Annotated in this window: 25 protein-coding genes; 7 read left to right on the top strand and 18 right to left on the bottom strand. The window is 67.5% G+C overall.

All coding sequences use genetic code 11. The features are described 5' to 3' along the window. Nucleotides 1–2 precede the first annotated feature (2 nt). From AC5P78_RS05015 to AC5P78_RS04990, 6 genes are all read right to left on the bottom strand, one after another. Nucleotides 3–680, bottom strand: coding sequence for a Fe2+-dependent dioxygenase (locus tag AC5P78_RS05015; protein ID WP_012510312.1), 678 nt, complete (start codon nucleotides 678–680; stop codon nucleotides 3–5). Nucleotides 681–690: 10 nt separating this feature from the next. Next, nucleotides 691–1,410, bottom strand: coding sequence for a tetratricopeptide repeat protein (locus AC5P78_RS05010; protein ID WP_012479363.1), 720 nt, complete (start codon nucleotides 1,408–1,410; stop codon nucleotides 691–693). Nucleotides 1,411–1,478: 68 nt separating this feature from the next. Beyond that, entirely contained in the window at nucleotides 1,479–3,785 is a 2,307-nt protein-coding gene (locus AC5P78_RS05005) for a TonB-dependent receptor (RefSeq protein WP_241876071.1), read from the bottom strand. Between the two features lie 152 nt (nucleotides 3,786–3,937). After that, on the bottom strand, nucleotides 3,938–4,342 hold the full coding sequence (locus AC5P78_RS05000) for a hypothetical protein (RefSeq protein WP_111197988.1): 405 nt from the start codon (nucleotides 4,340–4,342) through the stop codon (nucleotides 3,938–3,940). Nucleotides 4,343–4,544: 202 nt separating this feature from the next. Further along, nucleotides 4,545–4,877 (bottom strand): non-heme iron oxygenase ferredoxin subunit, encoded by a 333-nt coding sequence (locus AC5P78_RS04995; protein WP_012479365.1) that lies wholly within the window; start codon nucleotides 4,875–4,877, stop codon nucleotides 4,545–4,547. Then, complete coding sequence (locus AC5P78_RS04990) at nucleotides 4,874–5,413, bottom strand: GNAT family N-acetyltransferase (protein WP_054171175.1); 540 nt, start codon at nucleotides 5,411–5,413, stop codon at nucleotides 4,874–4,876. The genes AC5P78_RS04995 and AC5P78_RS04990 overlap by 4 nt, the downstream gene beginning before the upstream one ends. A gap of 207 nt (nucleotides 5,414–5,620) precedes the next feature. Between AC5P78_RS04990 and AC5P78_RS04985 the strand changes: the two genes are divergently transcribed. Continuing rightward, entirely contained in the window at nucleotides 5,621–6,271 is a 651-nt protein-coding gene (locus AC5P78_RS04985; protein WP_227415302.1) for a transposase, read from the top strand. A 15-nt stretch (nucleotides 6,272–6,286) separates the two neighbouring features. On the opposite strand, the gene AC5P78_RS04980 is transcribed toward AC5P78_RS04985, so the two are convergent. The 6 genes from AC5P78_RS04980 to AC5P78_RS04955 are packed head-to-tail and all read right to left on the bottom strand — an operon-like array spanning nucleotide 6,287 to nucleotide 11,918. Continuing rightward, nucleotides 6,287–7,543: a cysteine desulfurase gene (locus AC5P78_RS04980; RefSeq protein WP_010483557.1), complete on the bottom strand. Its 1,257-nt coding sequence runs from the start codon at nucleotides 7,541–7,543 to the stop codon at nucleotides 6,287–6,289. After that, nucleotides 7,540–8,802, bottom strand: a complete 1,263-nt coding sequence (gene sufD / locus AC5P78_RS04975) for a Fe-S cluster assembly protein SufD (protein WP_414498236.1) — start codon at nucleotides 8,800–8,802, stop codon at nucleotides 7,540–7,542. The genes AC5P78_RS04980 and sufD overlap by 4 nt, the downstream gene beginning before the upstream one ends. Continuing rightward, nucleotides 8,802–9,566 (bottom strand): Fe-S cluster assembly ATPase SufC, encoded by a 765-nt coding sequence (gene sufC / locus AC5P78_RS04970; protein WP_012479368.1) that lies wholly within the window; start codon nucleotides 9,564–9,566, stop codon nucleotides 8,802–8,804. The genes sufD and sufC overlap by 1 nt, the downstream gene beginning before the upstream one ends. A gap of 2 nt (nucleotides 9,567–9,568) precedes the next feature. Then, nucleotides 9,569–9,973, bottom strand: a complete 405-nt coding sequence (locus AC5P78_RS04965; RefSeq protein ID WP_495201285.1) for a hypothetical protein — start codon at nucleotides 9,971–9,973, stop codon at nucleotides 9,569–9,571. Further along, nucleotides 9,970–11,445, bottom strand: a complete 1,476-nt coding sequence (gene sufB, locus AC5P78_RS04960) for a Fe-S cluster assembly protein SufB (RefSeq protein ID WP_005408435.1) — start codon at nucleotides 11,443–11,445, stop codon at nucleotides 9,970–9,972. Before sufB ends, AC5P78_RS04965 begins: the two co-directional genes overlap by 4 nt. Nucleotides 11,446–11,462: 17 nt before the next feature. Then, nucleotides 11,463–11,918 (bottom strand): SUF system Fe-S cluster assembly regulator, encoded by a 456-nt coding sequence (locus tag AC5P78_RS04955; RefSeq protein ID WP_005408436.1) that lies wholly within the window; start codon nucleotides 11,916–11,918, stop codon nucleotides 11,463–11,465. Between the two features lie 208 nt (nucleotides 11,919–12,126). Between AC5P78_RS04955 and AC5P78_RS04950 the strand changes: the two genes are divergently transcribed. After that, nucleotides 12,127–12,594 carry an SET domain-containing protein gene (locus AC5P78_RS04950; RefSeq protein ID WP_012479369.1) on the top strand — a complete coding sequence of 156 codons (468 nt, stop codon included), beginning with the start codon at nucleotides 12,127–12,129 and terminating at the stop codon, nucleotides 12,592–12,594. A 162-nt stretch (nucleotides 12,595–12,756) separates the two neighbouring features. Then, on the top strand, nucleotides 12,757–13,299 hold the full coding sequence (locus tag AC5P78_RS04945; RefSeq protein ID WP_012479370.1) for a type 1 glutamine amidotransferase domain-containing protein: 543 nt from the start codon (nucleotides 12,757–12,759) through the stop codon (nucleotides 13,297–13,299). A 38-nt stretch (nucleotides 13,300–13,337) separates the two neighbouring features. Here the strand turns inward: AC5P78_RS04945 and AC5P78_RS04940 are convergent, their stop codons facing one another. The 4 genes from AC5P78_RS04940 to AC5P78_RS04925 form a co-directional block, all read right to left on the bottom strand. Next, nucleotides 13,338–13,934, bottom strand: a complete 597-nt coding sequence (locus AC5P78_RS04940) for a YceB family lipoprotein (protein ID WP_005408439.1) — start codon at nucleotides 13,932–13,934, stop codon at nucleotides 13,338–13,340. Between the two features lie 82 nt (nucleotides 13,935–14,016). Then, entirely contained in the window at nucleotides 14,017–14,547 is a 531-nt protein-coding gene (locus AC5P78_RS04935) for a hypothetical protein (RefSeq protein WP_043034182.1), read from the bottom strand. Nucleotides 14,548–14,598: 51 nt separating this feature from the next. Then, nucleotides 14,599–14,907, bottom strand: a complete 309-nt coding sequence (locus AC5P78_RS04930) for a DUF3861 family protein (RefSeq protein WP_005408441.1) — start codon at nucleotides 14,905–14,907, stop codon at nucleotides 14,599–14,601. Between the two features lie 295 nt (nucleotides 14,908–15,202). Continuing rightward, nucleotides 15,203–15,601, bottom strand: coding sequence for an HU family DNA-binding protein (locus AC5P78_RS04925; protein WP_005408442.1), 399 nt, complete (start codon nucleotides 15,599–15,601; stop codon nucleotides 15,203–15,205). A gap of 372 nt (nucleotides 15,602–15,973) precedes the next feature. Between AC5P78_RS04925 and AC5P78_RS04920 the strand changes: the two genes are divergently transcribed. Next, entirely contained in the window at nucleotides 15,974–16,405 is a 432-nt protein-coding gene (locus AC5P78_RS04920) for an OsmC family protein (protein ID WP_005408443.1), read from the top strand. Nucleotides 16,406–16,563: 158 nt separating this feature from the next. Here AC5P78_RS04920 and AC5P78_RS04915 read toward each other — a convergent pair whose 3' ends face one another. Further along, nucleotides 16,564–17,442: a PhzF family phenazine biosynthesis protein gene (locus AC5P78_RS04915; RefSeq protein ID WP_043034181.1), complete on the bottom strand. Its 879-nt coding sequence runs from the start codon at nucleotides 17,440–17,442 to the stop codon at nucleotides 16,564–16,566. 75 nt (nucleotides 17,443–17,517) lie between these two features. Next, nucleotides 17,518–18,390 (bottom strand): PhzF family phenazine biosynthesis protein, encoded by an 873-nt coding sequence (locus tag AC5P78_RS04910; protein WP_099605395.1) that lies wholly within the window; start codon nucleotides 18,388–18,390, stop codon nucleotides 17,518–17,520. Nucleotides 18,391–18,465: 75 nt separating this feature from the next. On the opposite strand from AC5P78_RS04910, the gene AC5P78_RS04905 reads away from it, so the two are divergent. The 3 genes from AC5P78_RS04905 (at nucleotide 18,466) to murD (ending at nucleotide 23,879) form a co-directional block, all read left to right on the top strand. Continuing rightward, a complete protein-coding gene (locus AC5P78_RS04905) occupies nucleotides 18,466–21,060 on the top strand; it encodes a bifunctional aspartate kinase/diaminopimelate decarboxylase (RefSeq protein WP_062606656.1) in 2,595 nt (864 codons plus the stop codon). Between the two features lie 76 nt (nucleotides 21,061–21,136). Next, nucleotides 21,137–22,489 (top strand): UDP-N-acetyl-alpha-D-muramoyl-L-alanyl-L-glutamate epimerase, encoded by a 1,353-nt coding sequence (gene murL, locus AC5P78_RS04900; protein ID WP_201861911.1) that lies wholly within the window; start codon nucleotides 21,137–21,139, stop codon nucleotides 22,487–22,489. Beyond that, nucleotides 22,470–23,879, top strand: coding sequence for a UDP-N-acetylmuramoyl-L-alanine--D-glutamate ligase (murD, locus tag AC5P78_RS04895; protein WP_099527531.1), 1,410 nt, complete (start codon nucleotides 22,470–22,472; stop codon nucleotides 23,877–23,879). The genes murL and murD overlap by 20 nt, the downstream gene beginning before the upstream one ends. Nucleotides 23,880–23,907: the final 28 nt, after the last annotated feature.

The raw sequence follows: 23,907 nt of genomic DNA, 5'->3' as shown, positions 1-23,907 counted from the left end.
GCTCAGACCTCGCTCCAGCGCCGCAGCAGGTTGTGGTACACGCCGGTCAGCTGCAGCACCGCCTCGGCGTCGCCGCCGGTCTGCCGCAGGCGCTCGATCGAGCCGTCCATTTCCCATAGCAGGCGGCGCTGCACATCGTCGCGGACCATGCTCTGCACCCAGAAGAACGAGGCCACGCGCGCGCCGGCGGTGACGGGGCGCACCTGGTGCAGGCTGCTGGACGGGTACACGATCAGGTCGCCGGCCGGCAGCTTCACTTCGTGCTCGCCGTAGGTGTCGCTGATGATCAGTTCGCCGCCCTCGTACTCGTCCGGCGCCGACAGGAACAGGGTGCAGGAAATGTCCGAACGCAGCTGTTCGCCGTTGGCCAGGTTCATCACCGCGCCATCAACATGGAAGCCATAGGTGCCGCCACCGCTGTAGCGGTTGAAGCGCGGCGGCAGGTATTTCAGCGGCAGCGCGGCGCTGAAGAACAGCGGGTGCCGGGCCAGTGCGACGAGGATGATCTCGCCCAGTTCGCGGCGCAGCGGTGAGGCCTCGGGCAGCTGCTGGTTGTGCTTGGCCTGCGCGCCCAGATGGCCGACGGTTTCGCGGCCATCGGTCCAGTCGGCGGCATCCAGTCGGCGGCGAAAGTCGGCCACCTGGTCGGCGCTGAGAATGTCGGGGATGTGCAGCAGCATGCGGGACTCCTCAGAGGGACGGCGGCGCGACCAGGGCGCGCACTTGTGGATGCGGCGACGCGGCCAGTTCGGGCACGATGTGCGCCATGAACGCCGGGCTGCCGTGGGCCAGTGCGAGCCGCAACCAGTGCACGGCCTGCTCGACCTGTCCGGCCTGCAGCAGGATCGAGGCGTAGTTCGCCTGGCCGCGGAAATCACCGGCTTCGGCCGCGCGCTGGTACCAGGCCAGCGCTGCCTGCGGATCGGGTGCGGTATCCAGCCCGTCTTCGAGGTGGCGGGCCAGCAGGTTCATCGATTTGGCATGGCCCAGGTGTGCGGCACGGGTGTACAGGGTCAGTGCCTGTGCGCGGTCCTGGGTCACGCCGCGGCCGGTGGCCAGCAGGTTGGCCAGGTTGTACAGGCCCCAGTCCAGGCCGGTGTCGGCCGCGCGCCGGTACCACACCGCGGCCAGCACCGGGTCGGGTGCGGTGCCCTGGCCCAGTTCGTGGCAGCGGCCCAGCATGTTCATCGCCATCGGCGCGCCGTTGTTGGCGGCGGTCTCGTACCAGAGCCGTGCCGCCGAGGCGTCCTGTGCGGTGCCTTTGCCTTCCATGTGCATCTGCGCGAGCAGCAGTTGTGCCTCGACCTGTCCGGCCTGCGCGGCGTCGCGCACGCGTGCGAAGGCAGCCTGCGGATCGTGCTGCAGCAGCGCGGCAAGAGCGTCGCTGTCGATGGGGGTACGGGTTGCCATGGGGTGAGTATCGCCGGAAACAAAAACGGCGGCAGGAGAGCCTGCCGCCGTGGTGGAATGCAGTTACATCAGAACTTCACGTTCAGTGCCAGGCTGGCCGAGCGACCCGGGGCGATGCTCGCGTAGTGCGAGGCATAGGCCTTGGTGAAGTAGGTCTTGTCGGTCAGGTTCTGCACGTTGAGCTGCAGGCTGATGTTGTCCTGGATCGCGTAGCTGGCCATCGCGTCGAAGCGGGTGTAGCTGGCAATCCACTTGGTGTTGGCGACGTCACCGTACTGCTTGTCCGAGTAGAACGCACCGGCGCCGATGGTCAGGCCGATCGGGAAGCGGTAGGTGGTCCACAGGTTGGCGCTGTGCTTGGCGGTGTTCGGGAACACGTTGCCGTTGTTCGGCGACGGCACGTAGACGTTGGACGGACAGGTGCGGCCCACCGGTGCGCCACAGACGAAACCGTTGTCCTTCAGTTCCGAGTCCAGGTAGGTGTAGCCGCCGTACAGGCTCCAGGCATCGGTCAGCTGGCCGGTGAAGCCCAGCTCGAAGCCGTTGATTTCCTTCTTGCCGGCGTTCTGGCTGGTGCCATTGTCGATGGTCACGCGTGCGTTGTTCATCACGGTGTGGAAGATCGCGGCAGTCAGGTTCAGGCGCTTGTCGAACAGGTCCCACTTGGTGCCCAGCTCGAGGTTCCTGGTGTCCTGCGGCTTGAGGTCGGCCACGGCGGCGCTCAGGCCGTCCGAACCGTCGCCACCGTCCATGCCCGGCGGGGTCGAGGAGGTGCCCCAGGACAGGTAGATGCTGCCGTTGGCGGCCGGCTTGAACACCACGCCGGCCTGGTAGTTCAGGAAGTCGTTGCTGTTGCGCACGCGGGTCGGTGCCTTGCCGGCCACCGGAGTGGTCAGGGTGGTACGGAAGTCGTCGTAGCGCAGGCCGAGGTTGATCATCCACTGCTCATTGAGCTCGATGGTGTCGAACACGTAGGCCGAGGTGGTCTTGGTGCGCTGCTCGACGTCCAGTGCCTTGTCGCTGCGATAGACGATCTGACCGGCCGCCCACGGATCGTTCGGGTTCGGATTGTTGAAGTCGGTGCAGTTGTAGCCGGTGGCCGCGCCGGACACCTGGCAGCGAGTGCTGTTGGCGCTGTTTTCAAGGGGATTGGCGGTGCCCGGCGACATCAGGTAGCTGCCACGGGTCATCTTCTCGTCGCTGTACTCCACGCCCGCGCTGTAGCTGTGCTTGAGCGCGCCGGTCTGGAACGCACCGGTCAGGCCCAGCTGGTCGGCGAAGCTCTTGACGTCGACCGCACGGGTGTTGGTGCGACGCCACAAGGTGCCGTACAGGTTGGGGTTGCCCTTGCTGTCGTCCGGCTGGGTCCACAGGTAGTCGTTGCTGGTGTTGCCCAGGCGCGCGATGTTGCGCAGCTTGTGGCCACCGAAGTCGTAGCTGGCATCCAGGGTGCTGATGTCGGCGCGGGTGCGCTGGAAATCACGGTCGACCAGGCCGTAGTAGTTGTTGCGGTCCGGCACCATCGGGCGGCCATCGCCGTTCTTGGCCACGTTCGGGCCGCTGGAGAACGGATTGCTGTAGGGGAAGCCACCCGCGTCCGGCAGGTCATCGCTCTGCATGTGGTAGTGGCTGGCGATCAGCTGCGCCGGGCCGTTCAGGCCGAACGCGATCGACGGCGCGATGCCCCAGCGGCTGACGTTGGCGGCGTCGCGGCCGGCGATGTCCGATTCGTGCTTCATCAGGTTCAGGCGGGCGGCGATGCCATCGCCCAGCACGTAGTTGGCGTCCACGGTGCCGCGCGCGTAGCTGTCGGTACCGATGCCCATGCTGGCGCTGGTCTCGTTCTTCAGCTTCGGCGTCTTGCTCACCAGGTTCAGGCTGCCACCACCGGAGTCACGGCCGCCGTAGGCCGAGCTCGGGCCCTTGACCACTTCCACCTGCTCCAGGTCGAAGATCTCCCGGGTCTGCGAGCCGACGTCGCGCAGTCCGTCGACGAACACGTTGCTCTGCGAATCGAAGCCACGGATGAAGGGGCGGTCACCGGTCGGGTTGCCGCCTTCGCCGGCACCGAAGGTGATGCCCGGCACCATGCGCAGCGCATCCTGCAGGTTGGTCGCACCGGTTTCGGCGATCAGCTTCTCCGACACGATCGACACCGACTTCGGGGTGTCCAGCAGCTCGGCGGTGAACTTCGGCGAGGACGGGTTGAACCAGCTGCCGCGCACCTGCACCTTGTCCAGCTCGGTGGCGTTGCGGGAACCGGCGTCGGCGCCGTCGGCAGCCTGCGCAGCCAGCGGAGCAAAGCCCGCGGCCAGGGTGGCGGTGGCGAGCAGGGAAACGCGCGGGGCGTGCTTGCGGGACGTGATGTGGGTCATGACTGTGGGTAGTGGCTTGGATCGGGAAAGGGCGAGCGCGAGCCGGCGCAGATGGGCATGCGGCGACAGGCGGGAAGTGGGTGCTGTAGAGCCGAGCCAGGCTCGGCTGGCGGGAAACGCAATCAGGCGCACGGCAACGGCCGCAGGGCGCCTCAGCTAGCGTGCGGTTCGGGCGGTGCGTGGCCGGGGTTCAACCGCAGCGCGGGATCATGCAACTGCCAGCGCAGGGCATCGGAGCGCCACAGCGGGATACGCGCGACCAGAGCGGCGCGTGCAGGGACCAGACCGGTGCAGGGCGAGGTGCCCTCGCCATCGAACGGAGGCTCCGGTGCTGGTGCGGCGTGCTGCGGGCATTCGTCGGCTGGCGGTTGCGGTAGCGGCATCGCCTGCAGCAGATCTTCAGCGTGTGCCTGCCAGCCGTGCGCGGCCGGATCGCCGCCACGCCCTTCGTGCAAGGCCGACCAGCCCAGCAGCAACGTCAGCAGCACGGCCACGAGCAGTGGCCACCCTTGGCGGGCGAGCTGGCACAGCGTGGCGGTGGGCGCGGGCGAAGCCATGGCGCAGGGTCGATGTCGTTACGAAGATGTTACGTAGAATAACATCAACGATAATGATTCGCATATGCGCAATCGGGTTGCCGATCTGGATGGCCTGGAAGGGCCTTGGAGGGCCCCTCAGTGCACTTCAGTGGATCCGCCCCATGGTTGGATGCTCTCCCGCGAGGCGCCCTCTGCGGGGCTCTCCGGGCCGAGCGCCGCCTCAATCCCGGTCGTCGCGGGTCCAGACCGCGTCGTGCTCGCGCTTCACCGGGAACTTGGGCACCGGCGTATAGGCCGGGGCACACAGGGCGCGGCCATCGCGCACGTCGAAGCGCGCGCCGTGCAGCACGCACTCCACGCTGCCTTCGGTCGTGTTGAACTCGCCCGAGGACAGTTCGAACTCTTCATGCGTGCACTGGTCTTCCAGTGCGTACAGCTCGCCGTCGAGGTTGAATACCACGATCGGCGTGCCGGTCACTTCGTCGAACACGCTCTTCATTTCGCCCGGCAGCAGCTCGTTGCCGGCACAGACAAAGGTCCAGGCCTCGCTCACGCGGCGGCTCCGGCCAGCGGCTTTTCCAGGATCTCGAAGCGCAGGTCGTCGCGCTTGGGGATGCCGAAGCGTTCGTCGCCATACGGGAACGGCTTCTTGATGCCGGTACGGCTGTAGCCGCGGCGCTCGTAGAAGGCGATCAGCTCGTCGCGCACGTCAATGACGGTCATCTGCATCACCGGTACGTTCCATTCGCGCGCGGCGTGTGCTTCGGCGGCATCCATCAGCTGCTTGCCGACGCCGCCGCCCTGCTGGGCCGGATCGACCGAGAACATGCCGAAGTAGCCCTTGCCGTCGACATCGGCGACGTGGGCGCAGGCCACCAGCTGGTCCCCGCGCTCGGCCAGCAGGATGGTGGAGCGCGGGCGGTCAAGGTCGGCCTGGATGCCTTCGGCGTCGATGCGGGCGCCATCCAGCAGGTCGGCTTCGGTGGTCCAGCCAACGCGGCTGGCGTCGCCACGGTAGGCCGAGGTGACGAGGGCGATCAGGGCGGGGATGTCGGCCGGCGTGGCGGCGCGGAAGGTCAGGGTGCTCATGGCCCCATTCTAGGTGGGGCGTGGGCGGGCGCAAATGGGGGGAGGGGGCAGATCCCTTTCGCAACGCGGAGGAGCTCTGCCCCCGGCGTCTACTGACCCAACGGCAGGCCATGGACCGACTGGCACGGGCGCGGAATCGGCAGATGCTCGGGGTCAGATCCCTTTGCGCAGCGAAGGGCTCTGACCCTCTGTTACCAGGAGCTGCCCATGCCGAGGCCACGACGGGTCGATGCGCCCGGATACCCGCAACATGTCGTCCAGCGCGGCAACAATCGCCAGCCCGTGTTCTTCACCGATGGCGACCGCGCCGCCTACCTTCGCCTGCTGTGTCATCACGCGCACCAGCAGCATTGCCGGGTTCACGCCTATGTGTTGATGGGCAACCACGTCCATCTTCTGGCAACGCCTGATGCATCCGGCGGGTTGTCCCGGATGATGCAGGCCGTGAGCCGGGCCTACGTACGTCGGGTGAATGATCGGCAGGGCCGCACCGGCACGTTATGGGAGGGGCGCTTCCACTCCACGGTGGTGGATTCGGATCGCTATCTGCTGGCCTGCCAGCGCTACATAGAGCTCAACCCGGTTCGGGCGGGGAAGGTGGCGCATCCCGGCGACTATCGTTGGTCCAGCTATCGCGCCAATGCGCGTGGCAGGCCCAATGCGCTGCTCGAGCCGCATTCGGCATTCGAGCTGATGGGTTCTGATGCGGATGAACGGCGCAGGCGCTATGTGGAGTTCATCGAGGCGGGCATTCCGGCGGGGGATCTGCTGGCGATCCGGCGGGCATTGCAGTCGCAACGGCGGCTGTCGGGAATGCTGGTGGGGTCAGAGCCCTTTCGCATCGCGAAAGGGCTCTGACCCCGGTGTGCCGGCTCAGCCCAGCAGCTTGCGCACCTTGGTAAGCGCGGTCATGAAGCGCTCGATCTCGGCGTGGGTGTTGTAGAACGCCAGCGAGGCACGGCAGGTGGCCGCCACACCGAAGTACTGCAGCAGCGGGTGCGCGCAGTGCTGGCCTGACCGCACGGCCACACCCTCCAGGTCGAGCAGGGTTGCCAGGTCGTGGGCATGCGCGCCGTCGATCAGGAACGAGACCACGGCGGCCTTCTCCGGTGCTTCGCCGATGATGCGCAGACCGTCGACGCGGCGCAGCTCTTCGGTGAAATGCGCCAGCAGTTCAGCCTCGCGTGCTTCCACGTTCTCCTGGCCAAGCTGCTGCAGGTAGTCGGCGGCCACGCCCAGGCCGATGAAGCCGGCGATGTTCGGGGTGCCGGCTTCGAACTTGTGCGGGGCATCGTTGAACACGGTGCCGTCGAAGCTGACTTCCTTGATCATCTCGCCGCCGCCAAGGAACGGCGGCATCGCATCCAGGTGCTCGCGGCGCGCCCACAGCGCACCGGTGCCGGTCGGACCACACATTTTGTGGCCGGTGATGGCGTAGAAGTCACAGCCGATCGCGGCCACGTCGACCTTGCGGTGCGGCACGGCCTGCGAGCCATCAACCACGGTGATGATGCCGCGCTTGCGCGCTTCACGGCAGATCTCGCGCACCGGGTTGACCGTGCCCAGCACGTTGGACACGTGGGTGACCGCCAGCAGCTTGACCTCCGGGGTCATTGCCGCGCGCAGCGCATCCAGATCGAGTGCGCCGTCAGGCGTGATCTCGGCCACGCGGATGGTGGCGCCGGTACGCTGTGCGACCAGCTGCCACGGCACGATGTTGGCGTGGTGTTCCATGCGCGTGATCAGGATCACGTCGCCGGCCTTCAACCGCGGCAGGGCCCACGAATACGCCACCAGGTTGATGGCGAAGGTAGTGCCGCTGCACAGCACCAGGTCGCTGGGGCGCACGTTGAGGAAGCGTGCCAGCGTGTTGCGCGCGCCTTCGTAGGCGTCGGTGGCTTCGCTGCCCAGTGCATGCACCGCGCGGCTGACGTTGGCGTTGTAGCGGCGGTAGAACTCGTCCACCGCGCCGATCACCTGCACCGGCTTCTGGCCGGTGTTGGCATTGTCGAAATAGACCAGCGGCTTGCCGTGCACTTCACGCATCAGCAGCGGGAAGTCGAGGCGGACGCGATCCCAATCGGGCGCGCCGGTGCGTTCTTCGATCGGGCGCGGGGTGGACAGGTTCATGCCACACCCGCCTCGGCCAGGGCCTTGTCCAAACGGCGTGCCAGCTGCTCGCGCAGGGCTTCCGGCAGGATCTTCAGCGGCTCGTGGCAGAACGCGGCGCTCAGCAGTGCCTGCGCCTGTGCCTGCGGCAGGCCGCGCGAGCGCAGGTAGAACAGCGCGTTGGCATCGAGCTGGCCGACGGTGGCGCCATGCGCGGCCTTCACTTCATCGGCGTCGATGACCAGCGTCGGCTGGGTATCGATCTCGGCGTCGGCCGACAGCAGCAGGTTCTTGTTGGACAGGTTCGCATCGGTGCCGTCGGCGCCTTCGCGGATCTGGATGCCACCATGGAACACCACGCGGCTGCGGTTGGCGGCAACGCCACGCCACAGCAGCTCGCAACTCGTATCGCGTGCGATGTGGTCGATGCCCAGGCGGGTTTCGACGTGGCGTCGGCCATTGCCGAGCAGCACGCCGTTGGCGGTCAGCTGGGCGCTGTCGCCTTCCAGGCGCACGTTCAGTTCGTGGCGGCTGAGCGCTGCGCCCAGTTCCAGGTCGACGCGGTGGTACTGCGCGTCGCGGGCCAGCACCGCGTCGGTACGCAGGAAGCTGGTCTGGCGCGCGCTGCCGGCCTGCACGCGGGCGTGCTTGAGCACGGCATCGCGGGCGACATGGGCGTGCAGCACGGTGTTGTCCAGGTGCGCCGAATCGCCCACGCTGAAGCGGTGCTCGACCACGCCCAGGCTGGCGCCGGCACGCAGTTCGATCAGGTGGCGGTGGTGCCAGGCCAGGTCGGTCTCGCCGGCGACGCTGGCGAACACCAGCTGTAGCGGCGCTTCCACCTGCACGCCTTCTTCCACGCGCAGCACCACGCCTTCATCGGCCAGCGCGGCATTCAGGCGGGCGAAGATCTCTTCGCTGCGCTCGTAGCGGCGGCCAAGGAAACGCACGGCGTCTTCGCCGGAGGCCAGTGCGGCCGACAGCGGCTGCAGCTGCACGCCGGCCGGCAGGCTCTGCACATCGCTCAGCACGGCATCCAGGCGGCCGTTGACGAACACCAGGCGCGGTGCCGGGATGTCCTCCAGCAGCGCGGCGTCCAGCGCCGGGCCCTGCAGCGGTGCAGCCGCGAACGCACGGCGTTCCAGCTGGCGCAGCGAGGTGTACTTCCAGGCTTCGTTGCGGGCGGCAGGCAGGCCGTCACGCAGGGCCGCGTCCAGCACTTCGCGGCGCGCGTCGCTGCCGCAGAAGGCCTGGGCCATGGAGTCGAGCAGGGCGCTCATCAGACCGCCGCCTCGCGCACCACGCGATCCTTGAGGAAATCGTAGCCGTGCGCTTCCAGTTCCAGCGCCAGTTCCGGGCCACCGGTCTTGACGATGCGGCCATCGGCCAGCACGTGCACCACGTCCGGCTTGATGTAGTCCAGCAGGCGCTGGTAGTGGGTGATGACCAGGAACGAGCGGTCGGCGCCGCGAAGCGCGTTGACGCCGTCGGCGACGCTCTTCAGCGCGTCGATGTCCAGGCCCGAATCGGTTTCGTCCAGGATCGCCAGCTTCGGCTCCAGCACGGCCAGCTGGAAGATCTCGTTGCGCTTCTTCTCGCCACCGGAGAAGCCCTCGTTGACGCCACGGTGCAGCAGTTCGTCCTTCAGGTGCAGCACGGCCAGCTTCTGGCGCACCAGCTTGAGGAACTGCATGGAGTCCAGTTCGTCCTCGCCACGCGCCTTGCGCTGCGCGTTCAGCGCGGCGCGCAGGAAGTAGGTGTTGTTCACACCCGGGATTTCCACCGGGTACTGGAACGCGAGGAAAAGACCGGCGGCGGCGCGCGCTTCCGGGTCCTGCTCCAGCAGGCCGACGCCGTCGAACTGCACGCTGCCTTCGGTGACTTCATAGCCGTCGCGGCCGGCCAGGACATTGCCCAGGGTGGACTTGCCGGCGCCGTTGGGGCCCATGATGGCGTGCACCTGGCCGGGCTTCACTTCCAGCGACAGGCCCTTGAGGATTTCCTTGTCGCCGATGCGGGCGTGGAGGTTTTCGATCTTCAGCATGGTCATGGCTTGGTAGGTTTCGGGGCTGCGGGGGCGATGCGGACGATCTGCACCGTGCCGTTGCCGGGCTGCCCAGGTTGAGCGGGGAGGGCGGAGAAAACCACGATGATCTCTTCACCGGGTTCTTGCAGGCAGGAGACTGCGAGGGAGGCCTGTCGGATGGATTCGGCAGCGGCGCGATCCAGCTCACGGTTGCCCGAGCTCAGGCGAGCCCGGATCGCGCCGAAGCTGCCGTCCTGCCCCGTTGTCAGCACTATCGAAAATTCTTTCGGCGCGGAGATGACCGTGCTGGCGGGCAATCTGACCGGGGTGGCACCCACCAGGTCTTCGGGGGGGCAGGACGCGTTGGCCAGGGCCCAGGGCGAAAGGCCCAGCAGCAACAGTGCGGGCAAAGACGTACGCATCATCCGACGCTTCCTTCCAGCGAGACTTCCAGCAGCTTCTTGGCCTCCACCGCGAACTCCATCGGCAGTTCGCGGAACACCTGCTTGCAGAAGCCGTCGACGATCATCGACACCGCGTCTTCCTGGCTGATGCCACGGGCGCGGCAGTAGAACAGCTGGTCGTCGGAAATCTTCGAGGTGGTGGCCTCGTGTTCGACGGTGGCGCCCGGGTTCTTCACCTCGATGTAGGGGAAGGTGTGCGCGCCGCACTGCTTGCCGATCAGCAGCGAATCGCACTGGGTGTAGTTGCGCGCGCCATCGGCGTTGCGGTCCACCCGCACCAGGCCGCGGTAGGTGTTCTGGCCACGGCCGGCACTGATGCCCTTGCTGACGATCTTGCTCTTGGTGCGCTTGCCGACGTGGATCATCTTGGTGCCGGTGTCGGCCTGCTGGCGGTGATGGGTCAGCGCCACGGAGTGGAACTCACCGACCGAGTCGTCGCCGAGCAGCACGCAGGACGGGTACTTCCAGGTGATCGCCGAACCGGTTTCGACCTGGGTCCAGGTGACCTTGCTGCGCGCGCCACGGCATTCGGCACGCTTGGTGACGAAGTTGTAGATGCCGCCGACGCCGTTCTCGTCGCCCGGGTACCAGTTCTGCACGGTGGAGTACTTGATCTCCGCGTCTTCCAGCGCGACCAGCTCGACCACCGCCGCGTGCAGCTGGTTCTCGTCGCGCATCGGCGCGGTGCAGCCTTCCAGGTAGGACACGTAGGCCTTGTCCTCGCACACGATCAGGGTGCGCTCGAACTGGCCGGTGTGGCCGGCATTGATGCGGAAGTAGGTGCTCAGTTCCATCGGGCAGCGCACGCCCTTGGGAATGAACACGAAGCTGCCATCGGAGAACACCGCCGAATTGAGCGCGGCGAAGTAGTTGTCGCCTACGGGCACCACGGTGCCCAGGTACTGGCGGACCAGTTCCGGATGTTCCTTGATGGCCTCGGACATCGAGCAGAAGATGATGCCCTTCTCGGCCAGTTCCTTGCGGAACGTGGTACCGACGGACACCGAGTCGAACACCGCGTCCACCGCCACGCCTGCCAGCTTGGCACGCTCGTGCAGCGGCACGCCCAGCTTGTCGTAGGTGTCGAGCAGTTCCTTTGGCACGTCATCCAGCGAGGCGTACTTCGGGCCCTTGGGCGCGGAGTAGTAGCTGAGCGCCTGCAGGTCGATCGGCGCGATCTCCAGCTTGGCCCAGTCCGGCATCGGCATGGTCAGGAAGTGGCGGTAGGCGTCCAGGCGCCACTGCGTCATCCACTCCGGCTCGTCCTTCTTGGCCGACAGGGCACGGATGGTGTCCTCGTCCAGGCCCGGCGGCAGGGAGTCCGATTCGATCTCGGTGATGAAGCCGGCCGAATACTTGCGGCCGAGCTGCTCGTGGATCTCGCGGTTGGGGGTGTCGTCGTGGGCGACGTTTTCGATGGTTTCGGTGGCCATGGGGGGCTGCCTGTGGATCAGGAGACGACGTCGACAGCGATGGTGCGGCGCTGTTCGTCATCGGCAAGGGGAAGAGGGGGCAGGATCTGGGCGAGGGTGACATCGCGCAGGGCCTCGGAGACCACGTCGTTGATCAGCCGCCAACTGCTGCGCGCGCCGCACTTGGGCGCCATGCCGCACTGGTGGTGGTCGTGGCTGCATTCGGTCAGGGCCAATGGCCCTTCCATCGCTTCGACCACTTCGAACAGCGAGATCTCGATGGCCGGGCGGGTCAGGCGGTAGCCGCCACGGACACCGCGCAGGCCTTCGACCAGGCCGGCCTGCGCCAGCGGCTTGAGCACCTTGCTGACGGTGGGAGGCTCCAGGCCGGTGAATTCGGCCAGCTCGGTGGCACTGAGCACCTCGCCCGGACGGGCGGCAAGCACGGTCAGCACCACGGTGGCGTAATCGGTGAGCTTGGTGACACGCAACATGGGAATGCGAGCGGTTCTTAAAGCGGACTGAAATTGTACGCTTTTATTCGCCGGCATCCAACCCGGGCATTCAGCCGGCGCTGGGACGGACCGGGACGACGCACCGGGGCCACCGCCGGGGCGCCATGCTGCGCCAACGGGGTGATTTTCGCAATCACCCGGAATGGGCGAGAATCCCGGTTCCATCCGCTGCAAACAGCCCGTGCCGATGCCGAAGAAGATCCAAGCCCGCAAGTCCGCCATCCATGGCAACGGCGTGTTCGCCGTGGCCCCGATCAAGCAGGGCGAGCGCGTGATCCAGTACAAGGGCCTGCTGCGCAGCCACGGCGACGTTGATGCCGATGACAGCGGCGACGTCGAAAGCGGCCACACCTTCCTGTTCACCCTCAACGATGACTGGGTGATCGATGCCAACTACAAGGGCAACGATGCGCGCTGGATCAACCACAGCTGCGATCCGAACTGCGAGGCGGTGATCGAGGAAGACGAGGACGGTGACAGCCGTGGCGACAAGGTGTTCATCGAGGCGCTGCGTGACATCAAGGCCGGTGAAGAGCTGACCTACAACTACGGCATCACCCTGGCCGAGCGTCACACCGCCAAGCTGAAGAAGATCTGGGAGTGCCGCTGCGGCTCGCCCAAGTGCACCGGCACCATGCTGCAGCCCAAGCGCTGACCGGTACCGGGTAGTGCCGGCCGCTGGCCGGCAAGGCGCAGTCCAGGTGCCGGCCAGCGGCCGGCACCACCCGGAGGCTCTCCACCTGCCGTGCACGGCAGGGTCACCGCCGTGCAAGGGCCGTTCTTCCATTCTGTCGGCACCCCCAACCGGAGTGCACCCATGGCAGAACGATTGAAGGGCAAGCAGATTGCCATCCTTGCCACCCACGGCTTTGAACAGTCCGAACTGACCGAACCCAAGCGTCTGCTGGAAGCCGAAGGCGCGCGCGTCAGCGTCGTGTCGCCTGCAAAGGAGGCGACGATCAAGGGCTGGAAAGAGAAGGACTGGGGCGACGCCGTTGCAGTGGATATTCCGCTGGATGAGGCCGATCCGGCCAGCTTCGATGCCCTGGTGCTGCCGGGAGGGGTCATCAATCCGGACACGCTGCGTATCGACGAGGCTGTACTCGGCTTCGTCCGCGCAGTAGACGAAGCCGGCAAGCCTGTGGCGGCGATCTGCCATGGCCCGTGGCTGCTGATCAACAGTGGCCTCGCCGATGGCCGCGAGCTGACGTCCTGGCCGTCCCTGCAGCAGGATCTGACCAATGCGGGGGCGAACTGGCGCGATGCCGAGGTCGTGGTCGACGGCAACGTGATCACCAGCCGCAAGCCGGACGACATCCCAGCCTTCAGTGAGGCGGTGGTCAAGGCACTCGCCGCCTGATGCGCTGCCGGTAGTGCCGGCCGCTGGCCGGCACCACCTTACTTGCCCAGCACGCCTGCCGGCACCAGGTTGCCCAGGTTCTGGTTGAAGGTGACCACCAGCTTGCCGTTCTTCACCTGTGCCGATTGCACCTGCAGCGCGCCAAGCACGCCGGCCACGGCCGGGTCCAGCTTGTAGATCGGCTCCCGCTGGGCGTAGTCGCTCAGCCAGGCGTTTAGCAGGCCACGGGTACGGGAGTCGAGACGACCGCCCTGGTTGGCCGGTGTGAAGTCATCCACGCTCGGCTGCTGCAGGTGGAATCCCTGGGTCTGCGCGTCGTAGCGCAGGCCGCTGCTGAGCTTCACCGTACCCAGTTTGGCCGGATTGCCACCGGCAGTGGCCAGTGCCACGTCCATGCCAAGGTTCAAGCGCTCGCCGGCCGGGAGGCTCAGCTGGGGGTGGCTCATGGTGAGGGCGATCAGTCCGCCCAACGCGTCCTGGGTGCGCGGGAAGCTGCCATCGAGATACTGCTGCACATCGCTGGCGCCGACCGACAGTTCGCGGCCGGAAATGGATGGGGCGGCCTGCGCGCCGATCGCGGCGGCGATCAGCACGGTGGAGGCGGCGAGGCGGGTCATCAGGGAACGCAGGCGCATGGCGGTGACCGCTGGACTGGGAAAGGATGGAGGAAAGAGTAGCCGGGGCGGCTGAATCGCGCGTGCATGCCGCTGCAATGGTTCAGTCCAGCGTTGGCCGCAGTTGCGCCGACTGGATCTGCCAGCCGCGGCCATCAGCACTGGGCTGCACGCGGTACCAGCCGCCGAAGCGGAAGGTGCCTTGCGTGGTGACCGCGCGGATCCGCACCGGCACCTCCAGCAGCTTGGGAGGATGCTGGCCGTCGCGTGCCACCGGGGGCTCGCTGTCCAGCCGCAGCGTACGCACGCCCTGCAGCTGGCGTATGGCAGCGTCATCTGCGCGGTGCGGGTCGGCCGGTGGAATCGCCCATGCCGCATCGCTGGCGCTGCGGTTGCGGTTGAGCAGCGCGATCACGTAGCGGTTGAGCATCACCGATGGTGGTTGGGCGTCGGCAGCGACCGCAGCGAACAGCGGATCGATCGCCGGTGTCTGCAGGGACGCCGCTTCGGTGCTGGTAATGCCCTGCGTTCCGGCGCTGGCGACAGCCGGCGCTGGCGCAACATCAGGCGCTGCCGCAGGCTTGGAGCAGCCGAGCAGCGCCAGGGGCACGATCAGGAAAAGCGTCCTGCGCATGCCTCCTCCCCGAGGCGATGTGGGGGAGACAGTGTATCGGCTGCGCGGGAATCAGCGGGAGGAGGGCAACTGCTCCAGCGCATCCAGTGCCGGCAGCACCTGCCCGGCGATGGCGGCCAACGCATGTCCATCGGTCTCTGCGTGGCGCTGCACGATGTCGCGCAGCAGCTGGGTGGCGATCACCAGGGTCGCGCGTTCATCACCGCTGATGCCAGCGGTGCGTGGCGCCGCTTCCAGCAGGCGCATCAGGTCGCGGCTGGCGCGATGCTCCAGTTCGATGGTGCAGCGCCCGGTGCACTGCAACCCGTCCTTTTCGATGGGGGTCACCGAGATCCGGTAGCGGGTGGAGGGGCTGGCCATGAGGGGATGCTCGCCGTTGCTGTGGAGGATGCGCCCACCTTAGGCAAGGCCGTGCCCGGCGGCGATGGCCGGGGCTGCACGCAGTGTTCCACCCGGTACGTTCCAGGGCCTGCCCAGGCCGCGCCTGGCTAATGGCGACGGGCTTGAACGGGGATTTTCCAGTATGCGGCAACGCTGTGTTGCGGATGCCCCGGGGCGGCGCATCCACGCGTGGCGTGGACCTGCTGCCGGGAACGTGCAAAAGAAAACGGGACGGCCAGAGCCGTCCCGTCGGAATCCGCGTTGGGGCGCGCGCTTACAGCGCGGCGTCCTTCAGCTTCTTCAGCGGACGCACCTTCAGCTTGGTGGTGGCCGGCTTGGCAGCGAACCACTGCTCTTCCTTGGTGAACGGGTTGATGCCCTTGCGCTTCGGCTTGGCCGGCACATTGACGGTGGTGATCTTCAGCAGGCCCGGCAGGGTGAAGGAGCCAGCGCCCTTCTTGTGCACCGAGGAGGCAACGGCGCTTTCCAGCGAGGCCAGCACAGCGCGGACGTCCTTGGCGACGACGCCGGAGGCTTCAGCGATGTGTGCAACCAGGCCGGACTTGGTCAGCACTTCCTTGATCGGCTTCGGAGCGGCCGGCTTGGCGGCTGCCTTCGTCGCGACTTTCTTCACTGCCTTCTTCGGGGCAGCCTTCTTAGCGGTCTTTGCCATGGTTTCCTGTTCCGTGAACGGTTGGTTGTTTGGTCGGCGCCGAACCCCGTCGGCAAGCGCAATGTAGGGCAACTCTTGGGCGCCGCCAATAGCCCGAAGCGCGGAAAGTGCATGTTTTTTCATATCCAGGCCGATTCAGTACATGGCGCGCCGTGGGGGACGGGGGTGTGGCAACGCGCGCTACGGCCCACGCCCGCCCATCGGCGGAATGCGCGAAACCACTGAAAACAAGAGAAAAATGCGTTTCCGGCTGGTGAGAAAGTGTCCACGCGCCGGGTTCGGAAGGCGACCTGCGGCGTGCGGCGGAGCGACGCAGGGCTAACGCCTCCCGTGCGAGGGTGACCGTTCATCACCGTCACGCAGGAGCAGCACATGGGAATCTCGCGACACGCCACCGCGCACTGGGAAGGCGATCTGAAGTCGGGCAAGGGGCAGCTGAGCACGCCGCAGAGCGGGCTGCTGGACAAGACACGCTACGGCTTCAACAGCCGTTTCGGCGACGAAAAGGGCACCAATCCGGAAGAGCTCATCGCTGCTGCGCACGCCGGTTGCTTCACCATGGCGCTGTCGGCCAAGCTCGGCGAAGCCGGCTTTACCCCGACCTCGCTGGATACCGAAGCCAAGGTAGATCTGTCATTGGAGGGCGGCCCGCAGCTGTCGCAGATCCGGCTGAAGGTGAAGGCAGTGGTGCCGGGTATCGACGCGACGCAGTTCCGTGCGATTGCCGATGACGCCAAGCAGAACTGCCCGGTGTCCAAGGCGCTGAGCGCGGTGCCGATCAGCCTGGAAGCCGAGCTGGGCTGAGGGTAGTGCCGGCCGCTGGCCGGCAACCGCATGATCTCGAGGTCCAGGTAACAGCCGGCCAGCGTTATGGCGGCCTTCCTGGCCGCCACCCTCCGGGCCGTCGCGTCCGACGTTGGCAGCGGCTCCTGCCGCTGCCTTCGGCTCCACCTCGATGGTGTTTACCAATCGATGGTGCCGCTGATCACCGTCTGCACCTGCCCGCCAGACCAGACCTCGCCGTCCTGGTCGACCAGCAGGGTCAGGCGCGCGTCATGGCCGACTTCGCGGCCCTGGCTGACTTCAAACGGCGTCCGTCCACGCGGCAGCGCGTCACGCAGGTCCAGCCACGCGGCCAGCACCGCATTGGCCGCACCCGAGGCGGCGTCCTCGAAGCGGCGTCCATTGCCGACGAAGGCACGTACGGCCAGGTCGAAACCCTCGCTGCCATCGCTGAAGGCATAGGCGAACACGCCCATGCTGTCGGTGGATTCAGCCAGTGCGGCCACTGCATCCCAGTCTGGCTGCAGCACGCGCAATGCGGCCTCGTCGGCCACCTGCACCACCCACCAGCTGCGGCCGCCCTGCATGCGTGCCGGCGGCAGTGTGCCCAGCGGCCAGTCCTTCAGCGCGGCCTGCAGGCGCGGATCGGTGGCCTCAGCGGTTTCGGCCAGCTGCGCGCGCGGGGTGCGGATGGCGATGCGCTGCTGCGTACCCTCACCGCTGACGCGCAGCGGCAGCGCGCCGGCAATGCCGTCCTGCACCAGCACGCCGTCGACCGCTGCGGCCAGGCCCGCCTGCAGCACCGCGTGCGCGGTACCGACGCTGGGATGGCCCGCGAACGGTACTTCCTTCTGCGGGCTGAACATGCGCAATCGATAGCTGGCGCCCGGCACCTGCGGCGGGAACACGAAGGTGGTTTCGGGCAGGCGCGTCCAGCGCGCGATGGCCTGCATGCTGGCGTCGTCCAGGCCCTCGGCATCGAGTACCACGGCCAGCGGATTGCCAGCGCCGGCGCGCGGGGAGAACACGTCCAGCTGCAGGAAACGGCGGGTGGTCATAGGGGGCAAACTCCGTAAAACGAGAGGGGATACGGTAGCGCCGGGCCATGCCCGGCGACCGTGCGCGGCCCGGCGCTACCAATGGATGCTGCCGTCGATCACGCACTGCACCTGGCCGCCGATCCACACCGTGCCCTGCGCATCAACCTCGACCTGTACGCGACCATCGCGGCCGACTTCGCGGCCCTGGCTGGCGACGTAGCGGCCCTCGCGGCCGGGCAGGGCATTGCGCTGGCGCAGCCAGGCACCGATCAGCGCATTGGCGCTGCCGGTCACTGGATCCTCGGGCACGGCGGCTGCATCAGCGGGGCAGAAAGCGCGCACCACCCGGGTGTGGTCGTCGCCGGCCTCGTCGGCGAACACGGCCACACCGGTCGCGTCGGTGGCGAGGCTCCAGTCGGCCAGCGTGGCCATGTCCGGCACAAGGTTGCGTACGGCGGCGGCGTCGCGCAGCGGCAACAGCCACCAGCGTGCGCCGTTGTCCCACAGTTCGGGCACGTGCCCGCTGTCGGCCAGCGCCAGCAGCGCTTCGGGCGCTCCGTCGGCCGCTGTGTCCAGTTGCCGCGCCGGTGGGCTGGCCAGCTGGATCTGCAGTGCCTCGGCCGGGCCGCTCACCCGTACAGGCAGCAACCCCGCCGCGCATTGCTGCAGGAGGGAACCGTCGTGCGGTTGCGCCAGGCCGCAGGTCACCGCCGCCCAGGCGGCGCCGACGCTGGGGTGGCCGGCGAAGGCCAGCTCGCGGGTCGGGGTGAAGATGCGGATGTGGTAGTCGGCGCCCGGCGTGCTGGGGCGCAGGAAGAACACCGTCTCGGACAGGTTCAGCCAGGCGGCCAGGGCCTGCATCTGGCTGCTGGGGAGCCCGTCGGCGTCCAGAATGACGCCCAACGGGTTGCCGGTGCCGGGGCGGGGGGCGAAGACATCGAGCTGCAGGTAACGGAGGACGGCCATCTACGGGGATATTGCGCTTAGAATCAAAGGTTCCGCCCCCGAGGGCGGCTTCCCCACATTCTACATAGCCAATCCATGTCAGCTTCCCCCCTTGTCGATCGTTGGATCGTACTGAAGTTCGGCGGCACCTCGGTGTCGCGTCGTCACCGCTGGGACACGATCGGGAAGCTGGCGAAAAAACGCGCGGAAGAGACCGGCTCGCGCGTGCTGGTGGTGGTGTCGGCGCTGTCCGGGGTCACCAACGAACTGACCGCGATCGCCGATGGCGCGCCCGACAGCCGGGATCGCGTGGCGGCGCTGGTCGAACGCCACGAGGCCTTCCTGGTTGAACTCGGCCTGGGCCGCGAGGTGCTGGCCGATCGCCTGGCGGCGCTGCAGGGGCTGCTCGACGACGCGCGGGCGGCCACCCGTCCGCTCGACTGGCAGGCCGAAGTGCTGGGCCAGGGCGAGCTGCTGTCCTCCACCCTGGGTGCGGCCTACCTGCGCGCGTCGGGCCTGGACATGGGCTGGATGGATGCCCGCCAGTGGCTGGACGCGATGCCGCCGCAGCCGAACCAGAGCGACTGGTCGCAGCGCCTGTCGGTGAACTGCCAGTGGCGCGCCGACGCGGAATGGATGCAGCGCTTCCGTGCGCAGCCGACCCGCCTGCTGATCACCCAGGGCTTCATCTCGCGGCATGCCGATGGCGGTACCGCCATCCTCGGCCGCGGCGGCTCGGATACCTCGGCGGCGTACTTCGGTGCGTTGCTGGGTGCCAGCCGCGTGGAGATCTGGACCGATGTGCCGGGCATGTTCAGCGCCAATCCGAAGGATGTGCCGGACGCGCGCCTGCTGACCCGCCTGGACTATTACGAGGCGCAGGAAATCGCCACCACCGGCGCCAAGGTGCTGCACCCGCGCTCGATCAAGCCGTGCCGCGATGCCGGCGTACCGATGGCCATCCTCGATACCGAGCGCCCGGAACTGCCCGGCACCAGCATCGATGGCAGCGCCGCGCCGGTACCAGGGGTGAAGGCGATCAGCCGCCGCAACGGCATCGTGCTGGTGTCGATGGAAGGCATCGGCATGTGGCAGCAGGTCGGCTTCCTGGCCGATGTGTTCAATCTGTTCAAGAAGCACGGCCTGTCGGTGGACCTGATCGGTTCGGCCGAAACCAACGTCACCGTGTCGCTGGATCCGTCCGAGAACCTGGTCAATACCGATGTGCTGGCCGCGCTGTCGGCCGACCTGTCGCAGATCTGCAAGGTGAAGGTGATCGTGCCGTGTGCGGCGATCACTCTGGTTGGCCGTGGCATGCGTTCGCTGCTGCACAAGCTGTCGGACGTGTGGGCGACCTTCGGCCGCGAGCGCGTGCACATGATCTCGCAGTCGTCCAATGACCTGAACCTGACCTTCGTCATCGACGAGGCCGATGCCGATGGCCTGCTGCCGGTGCTGCACGCCGAGCTGATCGACAGCGGCGCGATGCCGGTGGAAGAGACCGAAGTGTTCGGCCCGCGCTGGCGCGAGATCGCCGGCACCGTGCGCCCGCGTGGCACGCCGTGGTGGCGCGGCCAGCGTGCGCACCTGCTGCAGCTGGCCGATGCCGGTACGCCGCGCTACGTCTACCATCTGCCGACCGTGCGCGCCCGCGCCCGCGCGCTGGCCGCGATCAAGCCGATCGACCAGCGCTACTACGCGATCAAGGCCAACAGCCACCCGGCCATCCTGCAGCTGCTGGAAGCCGAAGGCTTCGGCCTGGAGTGCGTGTCGCATGGCGAACTGAAGCACGTGTTCCAGCACCTGCCGGAACTGTCGCCCAAGCGCGTGCTGTTCACTCCCAGCTTCTGCCCGCGCAGCGAGTACGAAGCCGCATTCGCGCTGGGCGTGACCGTGACGGTCGACAACGTCGAGGCACTGCAGCGCTGGCCGGACCTGTTCCGCAACCGCGAGCTGTGGCTGCGCGTTGACCTGGGCCGTGGCGAGGGCCACCACGCCAAGGTCCGTACCGGTGGCAAGGAGTCCAAGTTCGGCCTGCCGATCGCCCGTGTCGATGAGTTCGTGCGCGCAGCCACTGATCTGGGCAGCCGCGTGGTCGGCCTGCACGCGCACCTGGGCAGCGGCGTGGAGACCGCGCAGCACTGGCGCCTGATGTGCGATGAGCTGGCCGGTTTCGCCCGCCGCATCGGCAGCGTGCAGACCATCGACATCGGCGGCGGCCTGCCGATTCCGTATTCCGCCGAGGACGAGCCGTTCGATCTGGATGCCTGGGCCGAGGGCCTGGCTGAGGTCAAGGCGCTGCATCCGGCGTTCCGCCTGGCGATCGAGCCGGGCCGCTACCTGGTGGCCGAATCCGGCGTGCTGCTGACCCACGCCACCCAGGTGGTGGAAAAGGACGGCGTGCGCCGCGTCGGCTTGGATGCCGGCATGAATGCATTGATGCGCCCGGCCCTGTACGACGCCTGGCACGACATCGAGAACCTCAGCCGCCAGGGTGGGTATGCCGAGGCGGCGTTCGATGTGGTCGGCCCGATCTGCGAGTCCAGCGACGTGTTCGGCAAGCGCCGCAAGCTGCCGGTGTCGACCGCGCCGGACGACGTGATGCTGATCGCCGATGCCGGCGCCTACGGCTATTCGATGGCCAACACCTACAACCAGCGGATGCTGCCGCGCGAAGACGTGATCGAATGATCGCCGCGCGCGCCCTGCACCCGCCCACCGACACGCCGCGCGCCATCGCGCGGGCCCGTGCCTGACCGGATACACCATGACTGCTTTCGACAAACACCAGGTTTCCCGCTTCCGCTTCGTCCGCTGCGAATTCGCCGCGGAGACCGGCGTGGCCAGGCTGGTCTATGCCTTTGATGACGGCCCGGAGATGGTGGAGACCATCACCGTGCCGGGCGCCCCGTTCGTGCTGGACGAGGCGCGTGCCGCCGCCGTGCAGCGTGCGCTGCAGCTGCTGCACCTGATCGCCGGTGTCAGCTACTACAAGGCGGGCGTGCCGGAGACGGTCAGCATCGACAGCTACAGCATCGATGCCGATACCGCCGCACTGGTGGAGACCATTTACCTCAACGGCCTGGGCGAATTCGCCTACCGCAATGGCCTGAACCTGCGCGGCCGCTTCCGGTTGCCGGTGCAGGGCGAGGCCGTGCAGGCGCCGTCGCTGGGCCTGCAGCCGCACGCGCTGGTGGCCATCGGCGGCGGCAAGGATTCGCTGGTCAGCATCGAAGCGCTGCGCCGTGCCGGCGTGGACGAAACCGTGACCTGGATCGGTGGCTCGCAGCTGATCCGTGCGTGCGCCGAGCGCACCGGCCTGCCGACATTGAACCTGGGCCGCACGCTGGCACCTGAACTGTTCGAGTTGAATCGCCAGGGCGCATGGAACGGCCATATCCCGGTGACGGTGGTGAACTCGGCGATCATGGTGCTGGCCGCGTTGCTGCACGGCGTGGACCAGGTGGTGTTCTCCAACGAGCGCTCGGCCAGCTACGGCAGCCAGATTCCGGGCACCGGCGAAGTGAATCATCAGTGGTCCAAGGGCTGGGCCTGCGAGCAGGCGTTCGGCAGCCATGTGCAGAAGTACGTGGCGGCGGACCTGCAGTACTACTCGCTGCTGCGCCCGATGTCCGAGCTGGCGGTGGCCCGCCAGTTCGCCAAGAGTGACTTCTACGACGCGCATTTCTCCAGCTGCAACCGCAACTTCCACATCCTCGGCGAGCGCCCGGTGAACCGCTGGTGCGGCGTCTGCCCGAAGTGCCACTTCGTGTTCCTGGCGCTGGCCCCGTTCATGCCCAAGACGCGCCTGGTGCGCATCTTCGGCCGCAACCTGCTGGACGATGCCGAGCAGGCCGGTGGCTTCGATGCGCTGCTGGAATTCCAGGACCACAAGCCGTTCGAGTGCGTGGGCGAAGGCCGCGAATCGCGTGCGGCGATGGCGACCCTGGCGCAACGCCCGGAGTGGAAGGAAGACGTGCTGGTGAAGCGCTTCTGCAACGAGATCCAGCCGCAGCTGGATGCCGCCGAACTGGAACTGGCACCGCTGCTGCAGCTGCAGGGCGAGCATCGCGTTCCGCCTGCGCTGTGGGAACGGGTGCGTGAAGATTTCGAAGCTTGAAGGAAAGCGCGTTGCGCTGTGGGGCTGGGGCCGTGAGGGCCGCGCCGCGTTTGCGGTGCTGCGTGAGCGCCTGCCCACGCTGCCGCTGAGCCTGTTCTGCCCGGCGGCTGAAGTCGAGGCCGCGCGTGCGGAAACGCAGGGCGTGCTGGACGTGCGTGGCGAGCCTTCTGCTGAAGCGCTGGCCGCGTTTGACGTGGTGATCAAGTCTCCCGGCATCAGCCCCTACCAGCCAATCGCGTTGGCGGCGGAAGGGCAGGGCACCCGCTTCATTGGTGGCACCGCGCTGTGGTTCGCTGAACACGCGGCCGACGATGGCATCGTGCACGACACCGTGTGCGTGACCGGTACCAAGGGCAAGAGCACCACCACCGCGCTGGTCGCGCACCTGCTGCGTGCCGCCGGCCACCGTACCGGCCTGGTCGGCAACATCGGCCTGCCGCTGCTGGAAGTGCTGGACCCGCAGCCCGCGCCCGAGTACTGGGCGGTGGAACTGTCCAGCTACCAGACCGGCGAGGTGGCACGCAGTGGCGCCCGCCCGCAGGTGGCGGTGGTGCTGAACCTGTTCCCGGAGCATCTGGACTGGCATGGCAGCGAACAGCGTTACATCGAAGACAAGCTGCGGCTGGTGACTGAAGCCGCACCGCGCATCGCCGTGCTCAATGCCGCCGATCCGCATCTGGCTGCGCTGTCGCTGCCCGACAGCGAAGTGGTCTGGTTCAACCAGCCGCAGGGCTGGCACATGCGCGGTGACATCGTGCATCGCGACGAACAGGCCGTGTTCGATACCCGCGACACGCCGCTGCCGGGCCGCCACAACCGTGGCAACCTGTGCGCGGTGCTGGCCGCGCTGGAAGCGCTGGGGCTGGACGCGGTGGTGCTGGCGCCGGCGGTGCAGCACTTCCGTCCGCTGCCCAACCGCCTGCAGCGCATCGGCGTGGCCGATGGCCTGACCTACGTCAACGATTCGATCAGCACCACGCCGCATGCCAGCCTGGCTGCGCTGGAGTGCTTCGCCGGTCAGCGCATCGCGTTGCTGGTGGGCGGGCACGACCGTGGCCTGGACTGGACCGATTTCATGCAGCACATGGCGCACGACGTGCCGCCGGTGGAGATCGTGACCATGGGCAGCAACGGCCCGCGCATCCACGCCATGCTGCAGCCGCTGGCCGATACCGGTCGCTTCGGTCTGCATGCGGCCGGTGACCTGCCCGAAGCGATGGCGTTGGCACGCGCCGCGCTGGGTGAGCAGGGTGGGGTGGTGCTGCTGTCGCCGGGCGCACCGAGCTTTGGTGCGTACCGCGATTACGTGGCGCGTGGCCGTCATTTCGCCGAGCTGGCCGGATTCGACCCGGACAGCATCAGCGCGATTCCGGGCCTGGGCATCGGGTAGTGCCGGCCGCTGGCCGGCAACCCTCCGG

This window comes from Stenotrophomonas sp. YJH_SMC_133 (assembly GCF_059370655.1).
This window is presented reverse-complemented; position numbering and strand designations above follow the sequence as displayed.